General features: G+C 73.8%; 14 protein-coding genes and 1 tRNA gene. 8 read left to right on the top strand and 7 right to left on the bottom strand.

Annotated features, from left to right (window positions below; all coding sequences use genetic code 11):
* Positions 1–170: 170 nt before the first annotated feature.
* The 6 genes from ACWGL3_RS21910 to ACWGL3_RS21885 all read right to left on the bottom strand — a co-directional run bounded on the left by ACWGL3_RS21910 (position 171) and on the right by ACWGL3_RS21885 (position 5859).
* Complete coding sequence (locus ACWGL3_RS21910; protein WP_267946891.1) at positions 171–653, bottom strand: SRPBCC family protein; 483 nt, start codon at positions 651–653, stop codon at positions 171–173.
* The gene (locus ACWGL3_RS21905; protein ID WP_267946890.1) at positions 650–910 is read right to left on the bottom strand and encodes an acyl carrier protein; all 261 of its coding nucleotides are present in this window, start codon (positions 908–910) and stop codon (positions 650–652) included. The genes ACWGL3_RS21910 and ACWGL3_RS21905 overlap by 4 nt, the downstream gene beginning before the upstream one ends.
* Positions 911–931: 21 nt before the next feature.
* The gene (locus ACWGL3_RS21900) at positions 932–2143 is read right to left on the bottom strand and encodes a beta-ketoacyl synthase N-terminal-like domain-containing protein (protein WP_452461730.1); all 1212 of its coding nucleotides are present in this window, start codon (positions 2141–2143) and stop codon (positions 932–934) included.
* A gap of 9 nt (positions 2144–2152) precedes the next feature.
* Positions 2153–3409: a beta-ketoacyl-[acyl-carrier-protein] synthase family protein gene (locus ACWGL3_RS21895; RefSeq protein WP_267946888.1), complete on the bottom strand. Its 1257-nt coding sequence runs from the start codon at positions 3407–3409 to the stop codon at positions 2153–2155.
* A 693-nt stretch (positions 3410–4102) separates the two neighbouring features.
* On the bottom strand, positions 4103–4705 hold the full coding sequence (locus tag ACWGL3_RS21890; protein ID WP_267946887.1) for a response regulator transcription factor: 603 nt from the start codon (positions 4703–4705) through the stop codon (positions 4103–4105).
* Positions 4702–5859, bottom strand: a complete 1158-nt coding sequence (locus ACWGL3_RS21885; protein WP_452461729.1) for a sensor histidine kinase — start codon at positions 5857–5859, stop codon at positions 4702–4704. The genes ACWGL3_RS21890 and ACWGL3_RS21885 overlap by 4 nt, the downstream gene beginning before the upstream one ends.
* 312 nt (positions 5860–6171) lie before the next feature.
* On the opposite strand from ACWGL3_RS21885, the gene ACWGL3_RS21880 reads away from it, so the two are divergent.
* Positions 6172–7326, top strand: a complete 1155-nt coding sequence (locus ACWGL3_RS21880) for a sensor histidine kinase (RefSeq protein ID WP_267946885.1) — start codon at positions 6172–6174, stop codon at positions 7324–7326.
* Positions 7323–7982, top strand: a complete 660-nt coding sequence (locus ACWGL3_RS21875; protein WP_267946884.1) for a response regulator — start codon at positions 7323–7325, stop codon at positions 7980–7982. The genes ACWGL3_RS21880 and ACWGL3_RS21875 overlap by 4 nt, the downstream gene beginning before the upstream one ends.
* A 79-nt stretch (positions 7983–8061) precedes the next feature.
* Here ACWGL3_RS21875 and ACWGL3_RS21870 read toward each other — a convergent pair.
* Positions 8062–8146, bottom strand: a tRNA-Leu gene (locus ACWGL3_RS21870).
* 143 nt (positions 8147–8289) lie between these two features.
* Between ACWGL3_RS21870 and ACWGL3_RS21865 the strand changes: the two genes are divergently transcribed.
* From ACWGL3_RS21865 to tmk, 6 genes are all read left to right on the top strand, one after another.
* Positions 8290–9612: a M20/M25/M40 family metallo-hydrolase gene (locus tag ACWGL3_RS21865; protein ID WP_267946883.1), complete on the top strand. Its 1323-nt coding sequence runs from the start codon at positions 8290–8292 to the stop codon at positions 9610–9612.
* A 225-nt stretch (positions 9613–9837) separates the two neighbouring features.
* Positions 9838–10875, top strand: coding sequence for a hypothetical protein (locus tag ACWGL3_RS21860; protein WP_267946882.1), 1038 nt, complete (start codon positions 9838–9840; stop codon positions 10873–10875).
* A 160-nt stretch (positions 10876–11035) separates the two neighbouring features.
* Positions 11036–11761 carry a chaplin family protein gene (locus ACWGL3_RS21855; protein ID WP_267946881.1) on the top strand — a complete coding sequence of 242 codons (726 nt, stop codon included), beginning with the start codon at positions 11036–11038 and terminating at the stop codon, positions 11759–11761.
* Positions 11762–12108: 347 nt separating this feature from the next.
* Complete coding sequence (locus tag ACWGL3_RS21850) at positions 12109–13497, top strand: hypothetical protein (protein WP_267946880.1); 1389 nt, start codon at positions 12109–12111, stop codon at positions 13495–13497.
* A 637-nt stretch (positions 13498–14134) separates the two neighbouring features.
* Complete coding sequence (topA, locus tag ACWGL3_RS21845) at positions 14135–16978, top strand: type I DNA topoisomerase (protein WP_267946879.1); 2844 nt, start codon at positions 14135–14137, stop codon at positions 16976–16978.
* A 270-nt stretch (positions 16979–17248) separates the two neighbouring features.
* Complete coding sequence (gene tmk, locus ACWGL3_RS21840) at positions 17249–19348, top strand: dTMP kinase (protein WP_267946878.1); 2100 nt, start codon at positions 17249–17251, stop codon at positions 19346–19348.
* The last annotated feature ends 144 nt before the right edge of the window (positions 19349–19492 follow it).

The raw sequence follows: 19492 nt of genomic DNA, 5'->3' as shown, positions 1-19492 counted from the left end.
GGCCCGGGCGGCCCCGCCTCAGGGGGGGGGGGGGGGGGCCCCCGGGACCCCGCGGGGCCCCGGGCCGGGCCGGCGGGGCGGCCGGCGGGCCGGGGGGGCCCCGGGGCCGCCGGGCGCCGGCGCGACCGCCGGGGCCGCGCCGTTCCGAAGGCCCCGGGGCCCGGGCCCGGTCAGGCGACGGGGTTCTCCGCCATCGCCATCGCCCTCGCCTCGACCCTCTTCTTGATCAGCCCCATCTCGACCGGGGCCTCCCGGTTGATGTTGGCGGTGATCTGCTCGTCGCTGTAGGGCGAGTCGGGCTTCATGGTGAACTCGTTGCGCCAGGTCATGAGGACCCCGCCCGAGACCTCCTCATAGGTCCAGTGCAGGTTGATGAACTCGAACGCCCCGGTCTCCACGCGCCGGGCGCGCACCTCGCCCGCGGCGCGGTCCATGACGCGCTCGGACACCCAGCTCCACACGCGGCCCTGGTCGTCCGGGAACTTGGTGATCCGGAACCGGACGGTGTCCCCCTCCCTCTCGAGGACCTCCACCTCGGCGTACTTGGGGAAGAAACCGGTCCACTCGCCCAGGTCGTTGGTCATCTCCCAGACCAGGTCGAGGGGGGCGTCGATGACGATGCTGTTCTCGGTACGCGAGGGCACGGCCGTCACGCTCCTTCCATGTGGGCGGGGACGTCCCCGTTGACCAGGGCCATGAGTGCGGCGGGGGAGGGCGCCTGCTCCGCGTCGGCGCCCAGCTTGAGGCCGGTGCGGCGCTCGATCTCGGCCACGATGCCGAGGACGCCGAGGGAGTCGACCCCCAGCTCGTCGAAGGTCTGCGAGGACGCCGTCTCGACGTCGGTCCTGATCCCGGCGCAGGCGGAGATCAGCTCCACCTGTTCCTCGATCGTGATGCGGCTCTCGGCCATGGGTCTCCTTGTTGTCGTGTGTCAGACGTGGTCGGGATGCTGGAGGACGAGCGCGGAGTTCCCGCCGCCCACGCCCCGGGACAGCACCAGCGCGGAGCGCAGGCGTGCGGGGCGGGCGACCCTGGTGACCAGGTCCAGGCCCAGGGGCGCGTCCGGTACGTGGGGGGTGGGGGGAACGACCTGGTGTTCCAGGCTCAGCACCGCGGCGGCCACGTCCAGGGCGCCGGCCCCGGCGTAGGCCCGGCCGAAGCCCGCCTTCGGCGCGGTGACGGCCACGCCGTCGGGGAAGAGCCGCCGCAGCGCCGCGACCTCGTCGGCGTCGGCCTTGGGGAGGCCGACGGCGTCCGCGAAGACGACGTCCACCCCCTCCGGGCCCACCCCGGCGCGGCGCATCGCCTCCTCGGCCGCGCGCAGGAGGCCCTCACCGCCGGGGTCGAACGCGCCGACGCCGCCGAACGTGCTCGCGTGGCCCGCGACGACGGCCCGCACCCTGGCCCGGCGCGCCCGCGCGGTGGCCGCGTCCTCCACCAGCGCGACGGCCGCGCCCTCCGCCGGGACGAAGCCGCACGCCCCCTCCGTGAAGGGCGCGTACGCCGTGCCGGGGTCGCCGCCCTCGCTCAGGACCCCGCTGCCCAGCTGGGTGGCCAGGGCGAACGGCGAGCCCAGCGCCGCGTCGCTGCCGCCGACCAGCATCGCCGGGGTTCCGCGCCGGAGCGCCTGTCGGCTCTGCCCCAGGGCGTCGAGCATGCCCGGCTCGTCGGTGGTCAGCACACCGCACATGCCCTTGAGGCCGTTGCTGATCGACACCTGGCCCGTGCTGGCGGCGTAGAACCAGGCGATGGACTGGTAGGGGCCGACGAACTCCGGCCCCCGCCCCCACAGGGCGGCCAGTTCGCGCTGGCCGAACTCGTTGCCGCCGCTGCCGCTGCAGATGAGCACCCCCGTGGCGTAGGGGTCGGCGGCGACGTCGACCCCCGAGTCACGCAGGGCCTCGTCGGAGGCCACCATCGCGAACCAGCTGAACGCGTCGGTCCGGACGACGTAGCGGCCCTCGATGTGCTCGTACGGGTCGAACCCGGGGACCCTGCCGCCCAGGCGGACCGGGTAGCCCCGGGCGCCGACGTCGGGGATCGGCGCCAGGAGCGTCCGACCCTCCACCAGTGCGGCCCAGTAGGCGTCGGTGCCCGTTCCCGCCGGGGACACCGTGCCCAGGCCCGTGATCACCATGGTCATGGCCGCTCCTCACTCTCCCCGGTCCAGGACGACCGCCGACTGGAACCCTCCGAAACCGCTGCCCACGGACAGCACCACGTCGGTCCTGTGCTCGCGCGCGGTCACCGGGACGTAGTCGAGGTCGCACTCGGGGTCGGGTGTGGCCAGGTTGGCCGTGGGCGGGACCACGCCGGTGTCCATGGCCAGGACGCAGGCCACGAGCTCGATCGAGCCGATCGCGCCGAGCGAGTGCCCCACCATCGACTTGATCGAGGTCATGGGGACCCGGCGGGCGTGCTCGCCGAGCGCGCGCTTGACGGCGTCGGTCTCGTGCCTGTCGTTCTGCACGGTCCCCGACCCGTGCGCGTTGACGTAGTCCACGTCGGTGGCGGAGCGCCGGGCGTGGTCCAGCGCGGTGGTGACGGCGCGCGCCATCTCCGTCCCCTCGCGCCGCAGGCCGGTCATGTGGAAGGCGTTGCCGTGGTTGGCGAAGCCCGCCACCCGGCAGCGGACGCGGGCGCCGCGCCGCCGCGCGGCCGACGCCTCCTCCAGGACGAGGACGGCCGCGCCCTCGCCCATGACGAAGCCGTTCCTGTGGCGGTCGAAGGGCCGGGACGCGCGCCCCGGGTCGTCGTTGCTGTCCGACGTCGCCTTGATGGCGTCGAAGCAGGCCATGGCGATGGGCGAGATCGGCGACTCGGCCGCCCCGGCGACGACCACGTCCGCGAGGCCGTCCTCGACGGCCTGGGCGGCGTAGCCCACCGCGTCCAGCCCGGACGTGCACCCGGTGGAGACCGTGCGCACCGGGCCGCGGGCGCCGACCAGCTCCGCGATCTCCCCGGAGAGCGTGCTCGGCATCAGCGCGAGGTGCGAGTGGGGCGCGGTGGCGGTGTGGTCGACCACCCAGTCCGCGCCGCCGCGGCTCGTCACCGCGTACTCCCGGTCCAGGCGGGTGGTGCCGCCGACCGCCGTGCCCATGCTCACCCCGACACGCCAGGGCGGGACGCCGGCCAGTGGGGCGCCGCTGTCGGCCAGGGCCTCGGCGGCTGCGACGGCGGCGAACTGGACGTACCGGTCCATGCGCGCGGTCCGCTGCTCGTCCAGGCCGTGCGCGGCGGGGTCGAAGTCGACCTCGGCGGCGATCCGGGAGCGGTAGCCCGCCGGGTCGAACAGGGTGATGCCCCGGGTGGCGGTGCGACCCGCGGTGAGCATGTCCCAGAACGCGGCGGCGCCGATGCCCCCGGGGGCGACCACGCCCACGCCGGTGACGACGGCCTCACGCTTCACGGCGCGCCCCCCTCGCGGCGGAGTCGCGGCGGGTGCGGCGTAGCGGACGCGTACGGGTCTCGGAGGAGGCGTCGCGGTGCCGCCGCGGCGCCCGGTGGGAAGTGCCGGACGGAGGTGTGACGCGCCCCGGTGACACCGGGGGACGGCAGATCTGGGTCAAGGGTGTCTTCTCCACGAGTTCAGGGATATCGACCGGGGCCGGTCGCGGGGCGTGATGCCGAACGGTCCGCGGGTGCTGTGCCGCGCTCGGGCGGGTCGGGCGACGGACAGCGGGCGAGAGCGGCCGCGGAGTGACGGGTCGGAGGCGGTGCGGCCGGTCACGGGAGACCGCAAACGGCCGACATCGCTACTTTCTGTGTTTGTGATATCACGATGTGGAGTCGATCTGGCGTTGGCCATGCCCCTGACGACGACCTGGTCGGCCAGGTTCCCCGTTTTCCCCGCGGCCCCCGAGCGGCTTGTCCGGCTGTTCGGTATTTGTTCGCCCTCCGGAGCGGCGCACCCGCCCGGGGAACGGGAAACCCCGGGTCCACGACCCGGGGGCGACCGGGATCCGGTGTGCGGACCGGCGCGCTCCGCCTCCCCCACCCTGCCCGGCTCCCGCCGCCCGGGGCCGCGGGCACGGTCCGGTCCCGGGCGGGCGCCCGACGGCGGCCGTGCCCGCCGGAACCGCGGGCGTGTCCGTCCGGGCCGCTACAGCCAGTCGTGCTCGCGCGCGTACCTGGCCGCCTCGTGCCTGGTGCGCGTCTGGGTCTTCTGCATGGCGTTCGAGAGGTAGTTGCGCACCGTGCCCTCCGCCAGGTGCAGCCGGGCGGCGATGTCGGCGGCCGAGTACCCCTCGCCGGTCGCCCGCAGGACGTCCACCTCCCGGTCGGTGAGCGGGCAGTCGTCGATGACGGCGAGCGCGGACACGTCCGGGTCGATCCACCGCTTGCCCCCGTGCAGGGTCGCGACGACCGAGGCGATGTGCGCCGGCTCCGCCGACTTGCTGACGAAGCCCTGGACCCCCAGCCGCAGGGCCTTGCGCAGAACCCCGGGCCTGGCGTGCCGGGTCAGCATGAGGATCACCTGGTCCGGGAGCTCCCGGCGGATCGCCGCGACGGCCCCGAGCCCGTCCGTCCCGGGCATCTCCAGGTCGACGACGAGCACGTCGGGCCGGTGGCGGAGCGTGGCCTCCACGGCCTCCTCCCCGTCCTCCGCCTCGGCGAGCACGGTGATCTCCCCCTCCATGGGGAGCAGCGCGGCCAGCGCCTTGCGGAGCAGGGCCTCGTCGTCGGCGAGCACCACGGTGGTCATCGGTCGTCCTTCCGTGTCGGTGCGGGGCGGTGCGGCAGGGGGGAGGCGCCGTCGGCCGTGCGCGGGAAGCTCGCGGCGGTCAGGAACCGTCCGTCCTTGCGCTCCACCGTGAGTTCGCCGCCCTCGCCGGCCACGCGCTCGCGCAGGGTCGCGAGCCCGCCGAGCCCGGTGGGCGGGCCCTCCTGCGCGCCGTCGTTGACGATGGAGATGCCGGTCCCGGAGAGGGTGATCCACACCTGCCCGGCCTGGGCGTGCCGCAGGATGTTGGTGGTCGTCTCCCGCAGGACCTGGCCGAGCATCTCGCCCGCGCGGGCCTCGACCTGGCCCTCGCGGCGCACCTGGACGCGGATGCCGGCGGCCTCGAAGAGGTTCTTGGCGTTCTCCAGCTCCGCCGACAGGTTGAGCCGCCGCTGCGCGTGGGCGAGCGCCTTGGTCTGGGCGATGGTGTCGCCGACCAGGGCGTGGATCTCGCCGAGCTCCTCCTCCGCGCGGTCGGTGTCGGTGCGCACCAGCCGGCGGGCCAGCGCGGTCTTGAGCTTGACCACGTGCAGCGTGTGGCCCTGGATGTCGTGCAGGTCGCTGGCGAAGCGCATCCGCTCCCGGGCCACGGCCAGCTCGGCCTCGCGCTCCCTCGACTCCTCCAGCTCCGCGACGAGGCGCGAGACCATCTGGGTGAGGGAGGTGAGGACGACCGCCACCACGGCGATGCCCGCGGAGCCGACGACGTACTCCAGCAGGGTGTCGACGACCTCCCCCGGCGCGACCGCCAGCCTCGCCGCGAGGACCGCGGCCACGAAGCCGGCCAGCCCCAGCACGGCCGCCGTCCGGCGGCGGTGCGCCTGGTGCACGGCGACGGTCCCCACGACGGCGAAGCCGTAGGACGCGGTCGGTGTCTCCGCCACCAGGACCCCGAAGAGCCACACGGCCCCGGTGACGGCGAGGGCCGGGAACGGGACACGGGGGACGCGGCCCTCCGCCCACCGCGTGACGGTCACCGCCGCCGTCGCCACCCCCAGGGCCAGGACGAGGGCCTGCCACCAGGTCGGCGCGTCGATCACCACCAGGAGCGCCCCCACGGTGGAGAGCGAGGCGAACACGATGCCGAGGTTGACGGTGCGCAACTCCCCCCGGGACGCGTCGGCGTGCTCGGACATCGTGCTGGCCCCGGACCGGGACGGCGTCACCGGTACCCGCCCGGGGCGCGGACCGGGGAGGCCGGGAGGGGGCGGGGCCCCGGGCGGACGGGCGGACCCGCGGCCGCGGCGACCGCCGGCGGAACGCGCGGGCGTCTGGTGTCCATGCGGGGCTCTCCGGGATCGGCGGCGGGATCTCCCCCAGTATTCCCCCCGCCCGGCGGCGCCACCAGTGACACCGCGTCACGGGTCCGCCCGGGGCCGGGCGCACGGCGCGGCGGCCCCGTCCCCCGCCGCGCGGACGGGGGCGGATCCGCCACTACACTTCCTCCGGTGATCGATCTACGGCGGGCCGCGGAACTGTGGCGAGGCCTCGACGTCACGGTCCGGGACCTCCCGCTGGGACTGGTGTTCTTCGCCGCGTCGTTCGTGCCGTCGCTCCACAACCACGGGACGATGCTCGGGGGCGTCCCCGACCGCCCCTTCGACCTGCTCGCCGTCGTGGCGATCGCCCTCCAGTGCCTTCCGCTCGCCCTGCGCCGGCGGTGGCCGGCCGCCTCCCTCGCCCTGGTGTCCGCGGGCTTCGCCGTCGACCAGCTCATGGGCTACCACACGCTCGCCGGCACGGGGCTGGCCATCGCGGTGCTGAGCGCGGGCGCCCACCTGGAACGGCGCCGGCGCGCCACCGTGCTCGTCCTGACGGCCGCCTACGCGGTGCTGTGGGCGGCGCTCGCGCAGCTCGGCACGGGCGAGACGCCGGTCGGCTTCGCGACGTTCTACCTGGCGCTGGCCTTCGTGTGGGGCATCGGGGCGTGGCTGCGGTCCACCCGGGCCATGGAGGCCGAACGCCGCCGCCGCGTCGCCGAGGACACCCGCACCGCCGAGCGCACCCGCATCGCGCGCGAGCTCCACGACGTCGTCACCCACCACGTGACCGCGATGGTGGTGCAGGCCGAGGCGGCGCGCTACCTGACCGCGGACCCCGAGCGGCTCGACGGTTCGCTGACCGCCGTCACCGACACCGGCCGCAGGGCCATCACCGACCTGCGGAGCCTGCTCGACCTCCTCAACCCCGACCACGGCACCGGGGCCAGGACGCCCCCCGTCGGCCGGGTCCTCACGCTCGTGGAGCAGACGCGCCGGGCCGGGCAGCCGGTGGAGTTCTCCGAGGAGGGCGCCCCCGCCGAGTCGACGGGCGGCGCCGACCTCGTGGCCTTCCGGGTCGTGCAGGAGGCCCTGACGAACGCCCTCAAGCACGCCCGGGGCAGCCGCACCTCGGTCCTGGTGCGCCACGGCGAGAAGGAGATCACCGTGGAGGTCGGCACGGAGGGCCCCGGCCCGCGGACCGGCTCCCCCGGCGGGAGCGGGCGCGGCCTCGCCGGGCTCCGCGAGCGGGTCGACGTCCTGGGCGGCGACCTGGAGGCGGGACCCGGGCCGGAGGGCGGCTTCGTCGTGAGGGCGCGCATACCCGCGGGGAGCCGCTCGTGACCGCGCCGATCCGGGTCCTGGTCTGCGACGACCAGGTGCTGATCCGCACGGGGCTGGTGACGATCATCGGTGCCCAGCCCGACATGGAGGTCGTGGGCGAGTGCGGGGACGGGCGGACCGCGGTCGACCTCAGCGGCCGGCTGGGTCCGGACGTCGTGGTGATGGACGTGCGCATGCCGGTGCTCGACGGCATCGGGGCCACCCGCCTGCTGGCCGGCGCCGGGGTGCGCGCGCCCGTCAAGGTGCTCGTGGTGACGACGTTCAACCTGGACGAGTACGTCTACGAGGCGCTGCGCGCGGGGGCGAGCGGGTTCCTGCTCAAGGACGCGCCGCCCGGCCAGCTGCTGCACGGCATCCGGACCGTGGCCTCGGGCGCGGCGCTGCTGGACCCCGGGGTGACCCGCCAGCTCGTGGGAAGGTACGCCGCCCGTGTCCGGCCGACCGGGGGCTCCCCGGACGACACCCCGCTGACCCCCCGCGAACTGGAGGTCCTGCGCCTCATCGCGGACGGCCTCTCCAACAGGGAGATCGCCGGGGCCCTCGTGATCAGCCAGGAGACCGTCAAGACCTTCGTCTCGCGCATCCTCGCCAAGCTCGCGCTCCGCGACCGCGTCCAGGCCGTCGTCTACGCCTACCGCCACGGCCTGGTGGCCTGAGGGGCCGCGGGCCCGCCGCGGGTCCGGCCGACAGGGCCCGGGCAACAAAAAAGGCCCTGGTACCAGGGCCTTCTGTTTGTGTCCGAGGGGGGACTTGAACCCCCATACCCTTAACGGGCACTAGCACCTCAAGCTAGCGCGTCTACCTATTCCGCCACCCGGACCGGGTGTCCGGCGCCTGCCGCGCCGTACAGGTCAACCATAGCAAAAGTCTGGGGTGGCACGAACCAGGTTTTCCGCCGGGGGGCCTCCATGGCAGGGTCGGGGTGACAGCACGGCAAAAGGTGCGGCTGGACGGGAGCGTCAGATGGCAGAGCCAGACAGGGTCCTGAGCGCGGCGGAGGTGGAGGTCGTCGACCTGTGCCGGGAGCTCATCGAGTTCGACACCTCCAACTACGGCGACCATTCGGGGCCGGGGGAGCGCAAGGCGGCGGAGTACGTCGCCGCCAAGCTCGACGAGGTCGGCGTCGAGTCGAGGATCTACGAGAAGCACCCGGGGCGCAGCAACGTCGTGGCCCGGATCACGGGGGAGGACTCCACCCGCCCCCCGCTGCTCATCCACGGCCACCTGGACGTCGTCCCCGCGGCGCCCGAGGACTGGACCCACCACCCCTTCGCGGGGGAGGTCGCCGACGGGTGCGTGTGGGGCCGCGGCGCGGTCGACATGAAGAACATGAACGCGATGGTCCTGGCCATGCTGCGCCAGCGGCTCCGTGAGGGACGCCGCCCCCCGCGCGACATCGTCCTGGCCTTCCTCGCCGACGAGGAGGCGGGCGGCACCTGGGGCGCCCAGTACCTCGTGGACGAGCACCCGGACCTGTTCGCCGACTGCGACTCGGCGATCAGCGAGGTCGGCGGGTTCTCGTTCACGGTGAAGGAGGACCGCCGCCTCTACCTGGTGGAGACCGCGGAGAAGGGCATCGCCTGGATGAAGCTGACCGCGCGCGGCACGGCCGGGCACGGTTCGATGACCAACAGGGACAACGCCGTCACCGAGCTGGCGGAGGCGGTCGCGCGGCTGGGCCGGCACGAGTTCCCGCTCGACCTCACCCCGACCGTGCGGACCTTCCTGGAGGAGATCTGCGAGGAGTTCGGCATCCCCTTCGACGAGAAGGACGTCGACGCCACGGTCGCCCGCCTGGGTCCGATCTCCCGCATGATCGGCGCCACCCTCCGCAACACCCTCAACCCGACGGTGCTGGGGGGCGGGTACAAGGCCAACGTCATCCCGGGCGAGGCCACCGCCCAGATCGACGGCCGCTTCCTGCCGGGCACCGAGGACGCGTACTTCGCGAAGATCGACGAGCTGCTCGGCCCGAAGGTCGACCGCGAGTTCATCCACCACCTGCCGGCCGTGGAGACGCCCTTCGAGGGCGGCCTGGTCAACGCCATGTCGGAGTCCCTGCTGGCGGAGGACCCGGGGGCCAAGGCCGTCCCCTACTGCCTCTCCGGCGGGACCGACGCCAAGAGCTTCTCCCGCCTCGGCGTGCGCAACTACGGCTTCGCGCCGCTCAAGCTCCCCCCGGAGCTGGACTTCGCGGGCATGTTCCACGGCGTGGACGAGCGGGTCCCGGTGGACGGCCTCCAGTTCGGCGTCAGGGTCCTGGACCGTTTCGTCGGATTGAGCTGACCTCGACGCGTTTTGCGGTGTCGTGCCTGGTGAACCGCGCCGAAAACTTTTTCGGCGCGGTTCACGTTTCGGTGTTGCATCACCCAACGTGATGCTACGGTTGCTTTGAGTTCGAGGGTGTCGTGGTTCTCCCTCCCGCCTCCGTGCGGGTCGGAGCGGCACCGGTACGACCGTGGCGGCCCAGCCGCACGGGACCGTCCAGCGGCAGCGAAACGAGAGGGCGTCATGGTGCTCACGGGCAGGGGGTGGCTGGTGTCGACCGGTCGCGCTGCCTGTGTGTCCCGCAACGCCTGCGCCCGTCTGCTGCTCCTGTCCGGCATCGTCGCCGTCGCTTGGCTGGCCGGGGGGATCGGTGTCGCCCACAGCGACACCGCTCCCGGCTCCGACGGCCTCGTCGACCGCGTCATGGGCGTCGGCGACACCGCGGAGGACGCCGGCCGGGCCGCGACCCAGGAGCTTCGGAAGACCCGGGTCTCCGACGCCGCCGCCGGTGCGGGCTCCGCGACCGGTTCGCTGACCGGGGCCGTGGCGCCCCGGGCCGCCGCCCTTCCCTCCCGCGCCCTGGACGAGACGGGTGTCTCGTCCGCGCTGGAGGAGAGCAGGGCGGGAGCCGCGGCGGCCAGGGTCGTGGACGACACCGCGGCCACCGTGGACGGGACCGCCCGCGGCGCGGGAAGCCTCGTCGGCGGCATCGCCCGCACCGGTCAGGACGTGGTGCGGTCCACCGACGGCTCGCTGCGCGACAGCGGACTCGTGGACACGGTCGCCGCCGGGCTGACCGAGTCCACACGGGTCGTCCAGGGCGGCATCGACGGGGCCGCGAACGCGACGGCCCCCCTGGGCCTGCCCGTCCTCGCCGCCACCGACGAACTCCCCATCGACCCGGCCGGCCCCGCCGTCGAGCGCGCCGCCGCCGAGACCGCTCGGGGCGCCGATGCGCCCCGTCCCGGTACGGCGGTGGACACCAGCGCTTCCGCGGTGCCGTCCGCATGGAGTTCGGCCGCCGTCGAGGCGGCCGAGCGGGTGCATGACGACGACCCCGGTGAGCGCATTCGCCTCATCGGCGGAGGCGGCTCGCACCATTCGGCCGGAGCGGACGCCACCGGCGCCGCCGCCCCGTCCTTCCCCGCGCCCGGCGCCGCCGGGTTCCTGATGGCCCGGGCCGCCCACCTGGCTCCCCGTGCCCAGCGGGTCGCCCTTCCCGGCGACCCCACCCTGGTCGTCCGCGACGCCGCGGACGACCCCAGCTTCGCCCCCGACTAGCCGCGTCCCCGACCGCGGCCGGTCCGTGCGCTCCCGCACGCAGCCGTCCCGCCGACTCTGGCGGGCGTGCCTTCTCACCGGCTTTCCCAGAGCCTGAAGCTCTCCGACCGCGGTCACACGTGTAGCCAGCCGATCCTTCTCGCTGACATAAGGACACGCGATGACCCACGAGACACAAGCACGTATCGCCGCCCTGGTGACCGCCGGCTTCATCGCCGCCACGGCCGCCGCCACCGCCGGAACCGCCTACGCCGACACCGTCACCAGCGGAAACGGCTCCATCGGCGGAGGCAACCAGCTCAACGCCGACCTCGACGTCCCGCTGAACGTCTGCGGGAACGCGATCGCGATCCTCGGCCTCGCCGGCGCCCAGTGCACGGACTCCGGAGCCGCCGTCATCGAGGACAAGTCGTCCTCCGTCCGAGGGCCGAAGGGCGGCTACGAGGGCGCGGAGGAGGCCCCCGGCGGGGAAGCCCCCGGCGAAGAGGCCCCCGGCGGGGGGTCCACCGAGGGGGAGAACCCCGGGGAGGAGGCCCCCGAGGGTGAGGACCCCGGCCAGGGTGTCCCGCCCGAGGTCCCCGAGGACCGTGAGGGGCTCGCCGAGGAGAGCTCCGCGCCGGTGGACGAGCAGCCCGCGCCCGACCCGTCCGCCTCCCCGGCCGGACCGTCCGCGGAGCAGCCCGGCCAGCAGTCCTTCGAGCAGTCCGCGGAGGAGCGGTCCGAGCAGACCTTCGGGCAGCCCGCCGAGCAGGGCCCGGGTGCGGAGCTCGCGGTCACCGGCACCGACTCCACCGGCCTGTTCGGCCTGGTCGCCGCCGCGGTCGCCGCGGTCGCCGCCGGGGCCGGCCTGGTCGTGGCGGGGATGCGGCGCAGGGCCCGCTCCTGATCGGCTCCCCGGGCCGCCCCGCGCGGCCCGGGGGCTGACGCGAGTCCCGTAGCACCGGCCGAGGCCACGTGCTCGGGGTTCACGTCAGCCGCCGCCCAACCAGGGCGGAGCTGATCGACGGGGCGCGCGCGTCACCCGCAACCAGCGGGCGCCGACCGCGGCGCGCTCTCCTGAACCGGCCGGCACGCACCGCCCAGGTGTGAGGCCGTCCGGATGATCCCCGGCCCCGGCCGGAGGCCTGCACCCCACCCAGGGATGTGGCACGGCCTGTTGCCCGAGCACAAGCACGCACAAGCACACCTGTTCTCTTCAACATGTCTTCATGTCTTCTCGAAAGGACTCCCCACATGCGTAAGTGGGCCAGCATCTCCGCGAAGTCCGCGCTCATGGCGGCGGGATTCGTCGCTCTGGGCACCGGCGTGGCCTTCGCCGACACCGAGCCCGTGACCTCGGGCAACGGTTCGATCCTGGGCGGCAACCAGGCGGTCGCCAACCTCGATGTCCCGGTCAACGTCTGCGGGAACGCGATCAGCGCCGTCCTGGGCACGTCCGGCGCCCAGTGCACGGACTCCGGCGCCGCCGTGGTCGACCACCACAGCGGCGAGGTCGCGACCTCGGGCAACGGCTCCGTCCTGGGCGGCAACCAGCTCGTGGTGGACGGCGACGTCCCCGTGAACGTCTCCGGCAACGCGATCGCCGCGGTGGGCGGCATCGCGGGCGCCGCGGCCACCGACACCGGCGCCCTGGTCCACGAGGGCGGCCACCACGGCCACCACGGTCACCACGGTCACCACGGTCACGACGAGCGCGGCCACGCCCACCAGCAGGGCCACGACGGCTACGACGTCGTGCACCAGGGCCACGAGCACCACGGGCACGACCACGACCCGGACGTCGCCACCTCGGGCAACGGCTCGGTCGCGGGCGGCAACCAGCTGGTCGCCGACCTGGACGTCCCGGTCAACGTGTCCGGCAACGCGATCAGCGCCGTGGCGGGCGTCGCGGGCGCCGCGGCCACCGACACCGGCGCCCTGGTCCACGAGGGCGGCGGCCGTCACCACCAGTCCGCCCCCGCCGGGCTCACGGCGATGGACCTGGTCAACGAGGCCGTCTCGAACGCCAGCATCCTGCCCGACACCTCCGGCGTGGACGCGGGCATCCTGCGCCAGTCGGCCGAGCGCGAGCACCAGTCGGGCGTCGCGACCTCCGGCAACGGCTCGCTCGTGGGCGGCAACCAGCTGGTCGCGGCCCTGGACGTCCCGGTCAACGTGTCCGGCAACGCGATCGGCGCCGTGGGCGGCGTCGCGGGCGCCGCGGCCACCGACACCGGGGCACTGGTCCTGGAGGAGGAGCCCCACGTCGCCACCTCGGGCAACGGCTCGGCCGTGGGCGGCAACCAGCTGGTCGCGCACGCGGACGTCCCCGTCAACGTGACCGGCAACGCCGTCGCCGCCGTCGCGAGCCTGGCGGGCGCCAGCTCCACCGACAACGGCGCCGCGGTCGTGCACCAGAGCGCGACCGAGCACCAGTCGGGCGTGCTGCAGGACGCCCCGGTCGTGCGCGACCTGCCCGAGATCCCCGTCTCGCAGATGCTGCCCGTCGACTACACCCTGAGCGAGACCACGCACCAGGCCGTGGCGGAGCACGCTCCCGAGCACGTGGACCAGCTGCCCGCTCCGGCTCCGAGCGTGGACCCCGTCGGCGCCCTGCTCGGCGCCGCGGGCGTCGGCCTGTAGCGACCATCGTGGGGTGGGCCCGGGGGCCCGCCGACCGGCCTGGAGGGTGACGGCGCCTCGTTCCGTTTGGAACGCGGTGGACTGCGAGGTGCCCAATCCCACAGGACGGCGGTGGCCCCCGGGCGGGACCCCGCTCCGGCACACCGGTGCCGTGTGCGTCCGCAGAGCAGGTTGAGTCGCCTCCGCACTCCCGTTCCGTTTGGAACGCGGTGGACTGCGGGAGGGTGGAGGTGACGACGCCGGCTCAGGACGTGAGCCGAGTCCTCCCGGGAATATCCGGGAGGACTCGCCGCATTCTGGGGGATATCGGCACTCGGACGTTTGTAAGTGTGACCGAAGTCACTCGCAAGACGGGTTCCGGGTGCTCGACGAAGGCGGCGACCGTTGACCGACGGGCGTTGCCAGGACCGCTCGCGTACGCTACGGACCGGTACCGGTGCGCGAAGCGCTTATTCTGCGGATGCCGGTGGGTGTGAGCCGGGCGCCCTGCCCGGGGCGGTGGACCCCGCACACGCGGAGAGGGCCCCGCACGCCCATCGACGGGGGAGTGCCTGGAGTTTCGGTTACTGTCGGTTCCCACGGGAACCGACAGACCGCGGCCGGATAGATCACGTAAGGCTAGACGTAGGGGAACAGCGTGCCACCCACGAAGGGCAGCGCCGGCAAGAACGGCTCGAAGGACAGCGGACGGCAGGGGGCGGGCACCGCTCTGGTCATCGTCGAGTCGCCCGCCAAGGCGAAGACCATCGCCGGTTATCTGGGGCGCGGCTACGTCGTGGAGTCCAGCATCGGCCACATCCGCGACCTGCCCAACAAGGCCGCCGAGATCCCCGCCAAGTACAAGGGGGAGTCCTGGGCCCGGCTCGGCGTGGACGTCGACGGCGACTTCGAGCCGCTCTACGTCGTCAACGCGGACAAGAAGTCGCACGTCAGGAAGCTCAAGGAGCTCATGGCGGACGCCGACCTCCTCCTGCTCGCCACAGATGAGGACCGCGAGGGCGAGGCCATCGCCTGGCACCTGCTGGAAGAGCTCAAGCCCAAGATCCCCGTCCGCCGCATGGTGTTCAACGAGATCACCAAGGACGCCATCCAGCGCGCGGCGAGCAACACCCGCGACCTGAACACCCGCCTGGTCAACGCACAGGAGACCCGGCGCATCCTGGACCGCCTCTACGGCTACGAGGTCTCCCCCGTGCTGTGGAAGAAGGTCATGCCGAAGCTCTCGGCGGGCCGCGTCCAGTCCGTGGCCACCCGGCTGGTGGTGGAGCGCGAGCGCGAGCGCATGGCGTTCACGTCCGCCGAGTACTGGGACCTCAAGGCGCTCTTCGACGCGAGCGAGGCGGGCGTCCCCGAGGGGCCGGCGACCTTCCCCGCCACCCTCGTCTCCGTGGACGGCACCCGCGTCGCCGTCGGCCGCGACTTCACCCCCCAGGGCGCGCTGCGCTCGGACCGCGGGGTCCGCCAGCTGGACGAGGCGACGGCGCGCGGCCTGGCCGAGCGCCTGGCGGGGGCCGGGTTCTCGGTCCGCTCGGTCGAGCGCAAGCCCTACCGCCGCTCCCCGTACGCCCCGTTCCGCACCACGACCCTCCAGCAGGAGGCCTCGCGCAAGCTCGGGCTGTCCGCCAAGCAGACCATGCAGGTCGCCCAGCGGCTGTACGAGAACGGCTACATCACCTACATGCGCACCGACAGCACCACGCTGTCGGACAGCGCCGTCGGTGCGGCCCGCTCCCAGGTGCGCAGCCTGTACGGCGGCGACTACCTCCCCGAGAAGCCGCGCGTGTACGCCAAGAAGGTCAAGAACGCGCAGGAGGCGCACGAGGCGATCCGCCCCGCGGGCGACGCCTTCCGCACCCCCGCCTCGACCGGCCTCTCCGGGCCCGAGTTCCGGCTCTACGAGCTGATCTGGAAGCGCACCGTCGCCTCCCAGATGAAGGACGCGGTCGGAGAGTCGGTCACCGTGCGCATCGAGGGGACCTCCTCCACCGGGGAGGTCGCCGAGTTCAGCGCGACCGGCAAGATCATCACCTTCCACGGCTTCCTCAAGGCCTACGTGGAGGGGTCCGACGACCCCGCCGCCGACCTGGACGACCGCGAGCGCCGCCTGCCCGCGATGGCCGAGGGCGACCCGCTCAAGGCGCAGAACCTGGAGGCGGAGGGGCACAGCACCCGGCCGCCCGCGCGCTACACCGAGGCGTCGCTCGTCAAGGAGCTGGAGGAGCGGGAGATCGGCCGCCCCTCCACCTACGCGTCGATCCTCGGCACCATCCTCGACCGCGGCTACGTGTTCAAGAAGGGAACGGCGCTCGTGCCGTCCTTCCTGGCCTTCGCCGTGGTGCAGCTGATGGAGCGCCACTTCGGCAACCTGGTGGACTACGAGTTCACCGCCCGCCTGGAGGACGTGCTCGACGACATCGCCCGCGGAGAGGCGGAGAGCCTGCCCTGGCTGCGCCGCTTCTACTTCGGCGGGGAGGACACGGAGGGCCGCCGGGAGACCGGTCTCAAGGAGCTCGTGGGCGACCACCTCTCCGAGATCGACCCCAAGGAGGTCAGCTCCGTGCCCCTCCCCGGCACCGACATCGTGCTGCGGGTGGGCCGCTACGGCCCCTACCTGGACCGTGACGGCGTGCGGGTGAACGTGCCGGAGGACCTGGCGCCGGACGAGCTGACCGAGGCCAAGGCCGAGGAGCTCTTCGCCCAGCCCAGCGGCGACCGCGAGCTGGGGACCGACCCGGAGACCGGCCGCCCCGTCGTGGCCAAGACCGGCAGGTTCGGCCCCTACGTCACCGAGGTCATCGAGGAGCCGGAGGAGGCCGAGGGAGAGGCCAGGCCCAAGCGCGCCAAGGCCAAGGCCAAGCCCCGCACCAGCTCGCTCCTGAAGTCGATGAGCCTGGACACCGTCACCCTGGAGGACGCGCTGCGCCTGCTGTCGCTGCCCCGCGTGGTCGGCGAGATCGACGGCGAGGAGGTCACCGCGCAGAACGGGCGGTACGGCCCCTACCTCAAGAAGGGCACCGACAGCCGCTCCCTGGAGACCGAGGAGCAGATGTTCACGGTCACCCTCGACGAGGCGCGCGCGATCTTCGCCCAGCCCAAGCAGCGGGGACGCCGCGCGGCGACCCCGCCCCTGCGCGAGCTGGGCGAGGACCCGGTGTCGGGCGCCAAGATGGTCGTCAAGGACGGCCGCTTCGGCCCCTACGTCACCGACGGGGAGGTCAACGCCTCCCTGCGCAAGGACGACCAGGTCGAGTCGATCACCGACGAGCGCGCCTCGGAGCTGCTGGCCGAGCGCCGCGCCAAGGCGCCCGCCAAGAAGAAGCCCGCGGCCAAGAAGGCCCCGGCCAAGAAGCCGGCCGCCAAGAAGGCGACGGCGGCGAAGACCGGCACGACCACCAGGACGGCCGCCAAGAAGGCCCCGGCCAAGAAGACCGGCGTCCCCCGCGCCTCCGCCGAGGAACCGGCGGAGGGGAACGGCCCGTAGCCGCCGCAGGGCCCCTCCTCCGGCCGCGGCCACAACCGAAGAACACCGCTCACCCGGGCGTCCCCCGAAGGGGAGCCCGGGTGAGTACTATCTCCGTGTCCGCACCGGGTGGGCCGTCTCCACCCCTGTTCGGCAATGATCTTCCGTACTAGTGTGGGCGTGACTCCCGAGGACGCAGAATCGTGTGCGCCCCCCGGCGTCATCCACCGAATTCTGGGACGGATCCCGTGTCCGTCGTTCCCTTTCCCCCTCACCGATATCTTGAGCGCTATGAGCAGATCTGCACCCGGAGCGCCAGTCGAGGCGCGAAACGTCCTCGCGATCACACCCTTCCGCAGGCTGTGGATCTCGCTTTCCCTCTCCAGCCTGGGCGACTGGCTGAGCCTCCTGGCCCTGATGTCCCTGGCGGCGATCTTCACCGCCGGCGGTTCCACGCTCGTGCAGTACGCGGCCGTCAGCGGCGTCGTGGTGATCAAGCTCGCCCCGCCGATCCTGCTGAGCCCGCTGGCCGGGGCGGTCGCGGACCGCCTCGACCGCAAGTGGACGATGGTCGCCACCGACGTCCTGCGCGGCCTCCTGTACGTCTCGATCCCCGTCGTGGGCCTCCTCGTGCCGGGCTTCGCCCTGGAGTGGCTGCTCATCGCCAGCCTCCTGGCGGAGCTCGCCGCCCTGTTCTGGACGCCGGCCAAGGACTCCGCCGTCCCCGGCCTGGTCCCCCGCAGGCTGCTGCCGCAGGCCGAACGGCTGAACCTGCTCACCACCTACGGCACGGCCCCGGTCGCGGCCCTGCTGTTCGCGGCCCTCGCCTCGGTCGGCAACGTGCTCGGCGCGCTGCTGCCCTCCATGGCGAGCCCCGAGGCCGACATCGCCCTCTACCTCAACGGCCTCACCTTCTTCGTCGCGGCGGCCGTCGTCGCCGTGCTGCCGATCCCCGGGCACAAGGCCTCCGGGGACGGCGGGAGCGGCATCCGCGACAGCGGGATCCTCCGCGCCGTGGCGACGGGCCGCCGCCCCGGGGGCGAGTCGCTCCCGCGCGGCCTCGTGGCGGGCCTGCTCGGATCGCTCGCGGGCGGCGCCGCCGTCATCGGCGTCGCGCGCGTCCACCTCGAGGCGCTGGGCGCGGGCAACGCCGGTTTCGGCGCCGTCTTCGCGGCGGTCTTCGCGGGCATGGCCCTCGGCGCGCTCGCCGGGCCCCGCGTCCTCAAGCAGTTCAGCCGCAGGCGCCTGCTCGGCCTGAGCGTCGCCCTCTCCGGCCTGGCCCTGCTGTTCACGGGCGCCGTCGGGGACACGGTGCTCATCGCCGTCCTCGCGGGGCTCCTCGGCGTGGGCGCGGGCATCGCCTGGGTCACCGGCCTGGCGCTGCTCGACGACGAGGTCGGGGACGAGAACCGGCAGGGCGCGGTCGTCTTCGTGCACGGCGCCGCCCGTGTCGCGCTGCCGGCCGCCATGGCGCTGGCGCCCCTGCTCGCCGGGCTCGTCGGCGACTACGCGATCCCGATCGGCCCGCTCACCTACGACCTGCGCGGCGGCGGCGTCGTCCTGATGGCCTCCGGCCTGCTGGTCGTCCTCGTCGCACTGTTCTGCTACCGCCTGATGAACAAGGACCGCCCCGACGCCGGCCCCGGCCTGCTCCCCGAGCTCTTCGCCGCCCTGCGGGGCGTCGCGGTCAGCGACGGCGAGGGGGAGGCGGCCGTCCACTCCGGCGCGTTCATCGTGGTCGAGGGCGGTGAGGGCGCGGGCAAGTCCACCCAGGTGCGCGAGCTGACGGTGTGGCTGCGCGAGCAGGGCTTCGAGGTCATCGGCACCCGCCAGCCGGGGGCGACCAAGCTGGGCATGCGCCTGCGCGGTCTGCTCCTGGACCGGGAGAACTCGCACATCACCCCGCGCGCGGAGGTGCTGCTGTACACCGCGGACAAGGCCGACCACGTCGAGCAGGAGATCCTGCCCGCACTGCGCCGCGGCGCGGTCGTCATCAGCGACCGCTACGTGGACTCCCTGCTCGCCTACCAGGGCGCGGGCCGCGACCTGTCCGTCGAGGACATCCGCGACATCAGCTCCTGGGCCACCCAGGGCCTGGTCCCCGACCTGACGGTACTGCTGGACGTGCGGCCCGAGGACGGGCTCGCCCGCCTGGGCGGTCCCGCCGACCGCATCGAGTCCGAGTCGGTGGAGTTCCACTCCAGGGTCCGCAAGGGCTTCCTGGAGCTGGCCAAGGCCGACCCCGACCGCTACCTCGTGCTGGACGCCCGGGAGCAGCAGGACAAGATCACCCGCGAGATCCAGCGCCGGATCCGCTCCGTCCTGCCCGACCCGGTGCCGAGCGGCGCCGAGGCCGTCACGGGCATGATCCCGGTGATCAGGGCCGACTGAGGGGGACGCCCGGCCCGGAGGGCCGGGACACGACGGACGGGGGGAGGCCCCGGCGGACCGCCCGTCGAACTGCCCCGGGCCCTGGCCGAGTTCCACCGGCTCGCCGAGGACCGGCCCGAAATCCTGGGCGTCCAGGACTTCATG

The sequence above is a fragment of the Nocardiopsis sp. NPDC055824 genome (assembly GCF_053616335.1).
Note: the sequence above shows the minus strand (reverse complement) of the source record. Positions and strands in the feature narration are given on the sequence as shown.

What these genes read in the sequence shown, in the direction of transcription:
- ACWGL3_RS21905 (WP_267946890.1), bottom strand. Translation starts at nt 910, where the DNA reads ATGGCCGAGAGCCGCATCACGATCGAGGAACAGGTGGAGCTGATCTCC.
- ACWGL3_RS21900 (WP_452461730.1), bottom strand. Translation starts at nt 2,143, where the DNA reads ATGACCATGGTGATCACGGGCCTGGGCACGGTGTCCCCGGCGGGAACG.
- ACWGL3_RS21890 (WP_267946887.1), bottom strand. Translation starts at nt 4,705, where the DNA reads ATGACCACCGTGGTGCTCGCCGACGACGAGGCCCTGCTCCGCAAGGCG.
- ACWGL3_RS21885 (WP_452461729.1), bottom strand. Translation starts at nt 5,859, where the DNA reads ATGTCCGAGCACGCCGACGCGTCCCGGGGGGAGTTGCGCACCGTCAAC.
- ACWGL3_RS21865 (WP_267946883.1), top strand. Translation starts at nt 8,290, where the DNA reads ATGGCAGAGCCAGACAGGGTCCTGAGCGCGGCGGAGGTGGAGGTCGTC.
- ACWGL3_RS21860 (WP_267946882.1), top strand. Translation starts at nt 9,838, where the DNA reads ATGGTGCTCACGGGCAGGGGGTGGCTGGTGTCGACCGGTCGCGCTGCC.
- ACWGL3_RS21855 (WP_267946881.1), top strand. Translation starts at nt 11,036, where the DNA reads ATGACCCACGAGACACAAGCACGTATCGCCGCCCTGGTGACCGCCGGC.
- ACWGL3_RS21850 (WP_267946880.1), top strand. Translation starts at nt 12,109, where the DNA reads ATGCGTAAGTGGGCCAGCATCTCCGCGAAGTCCGCGCTCATGGCGGCG.
- tmk (WP_267946878.1), top strand. Translation starts at nt 17,249, where the DNA reads ATGAGCAGATCTGCACCCGGAGCGCCAGTCGAGGCGCGAAACGTCCTC.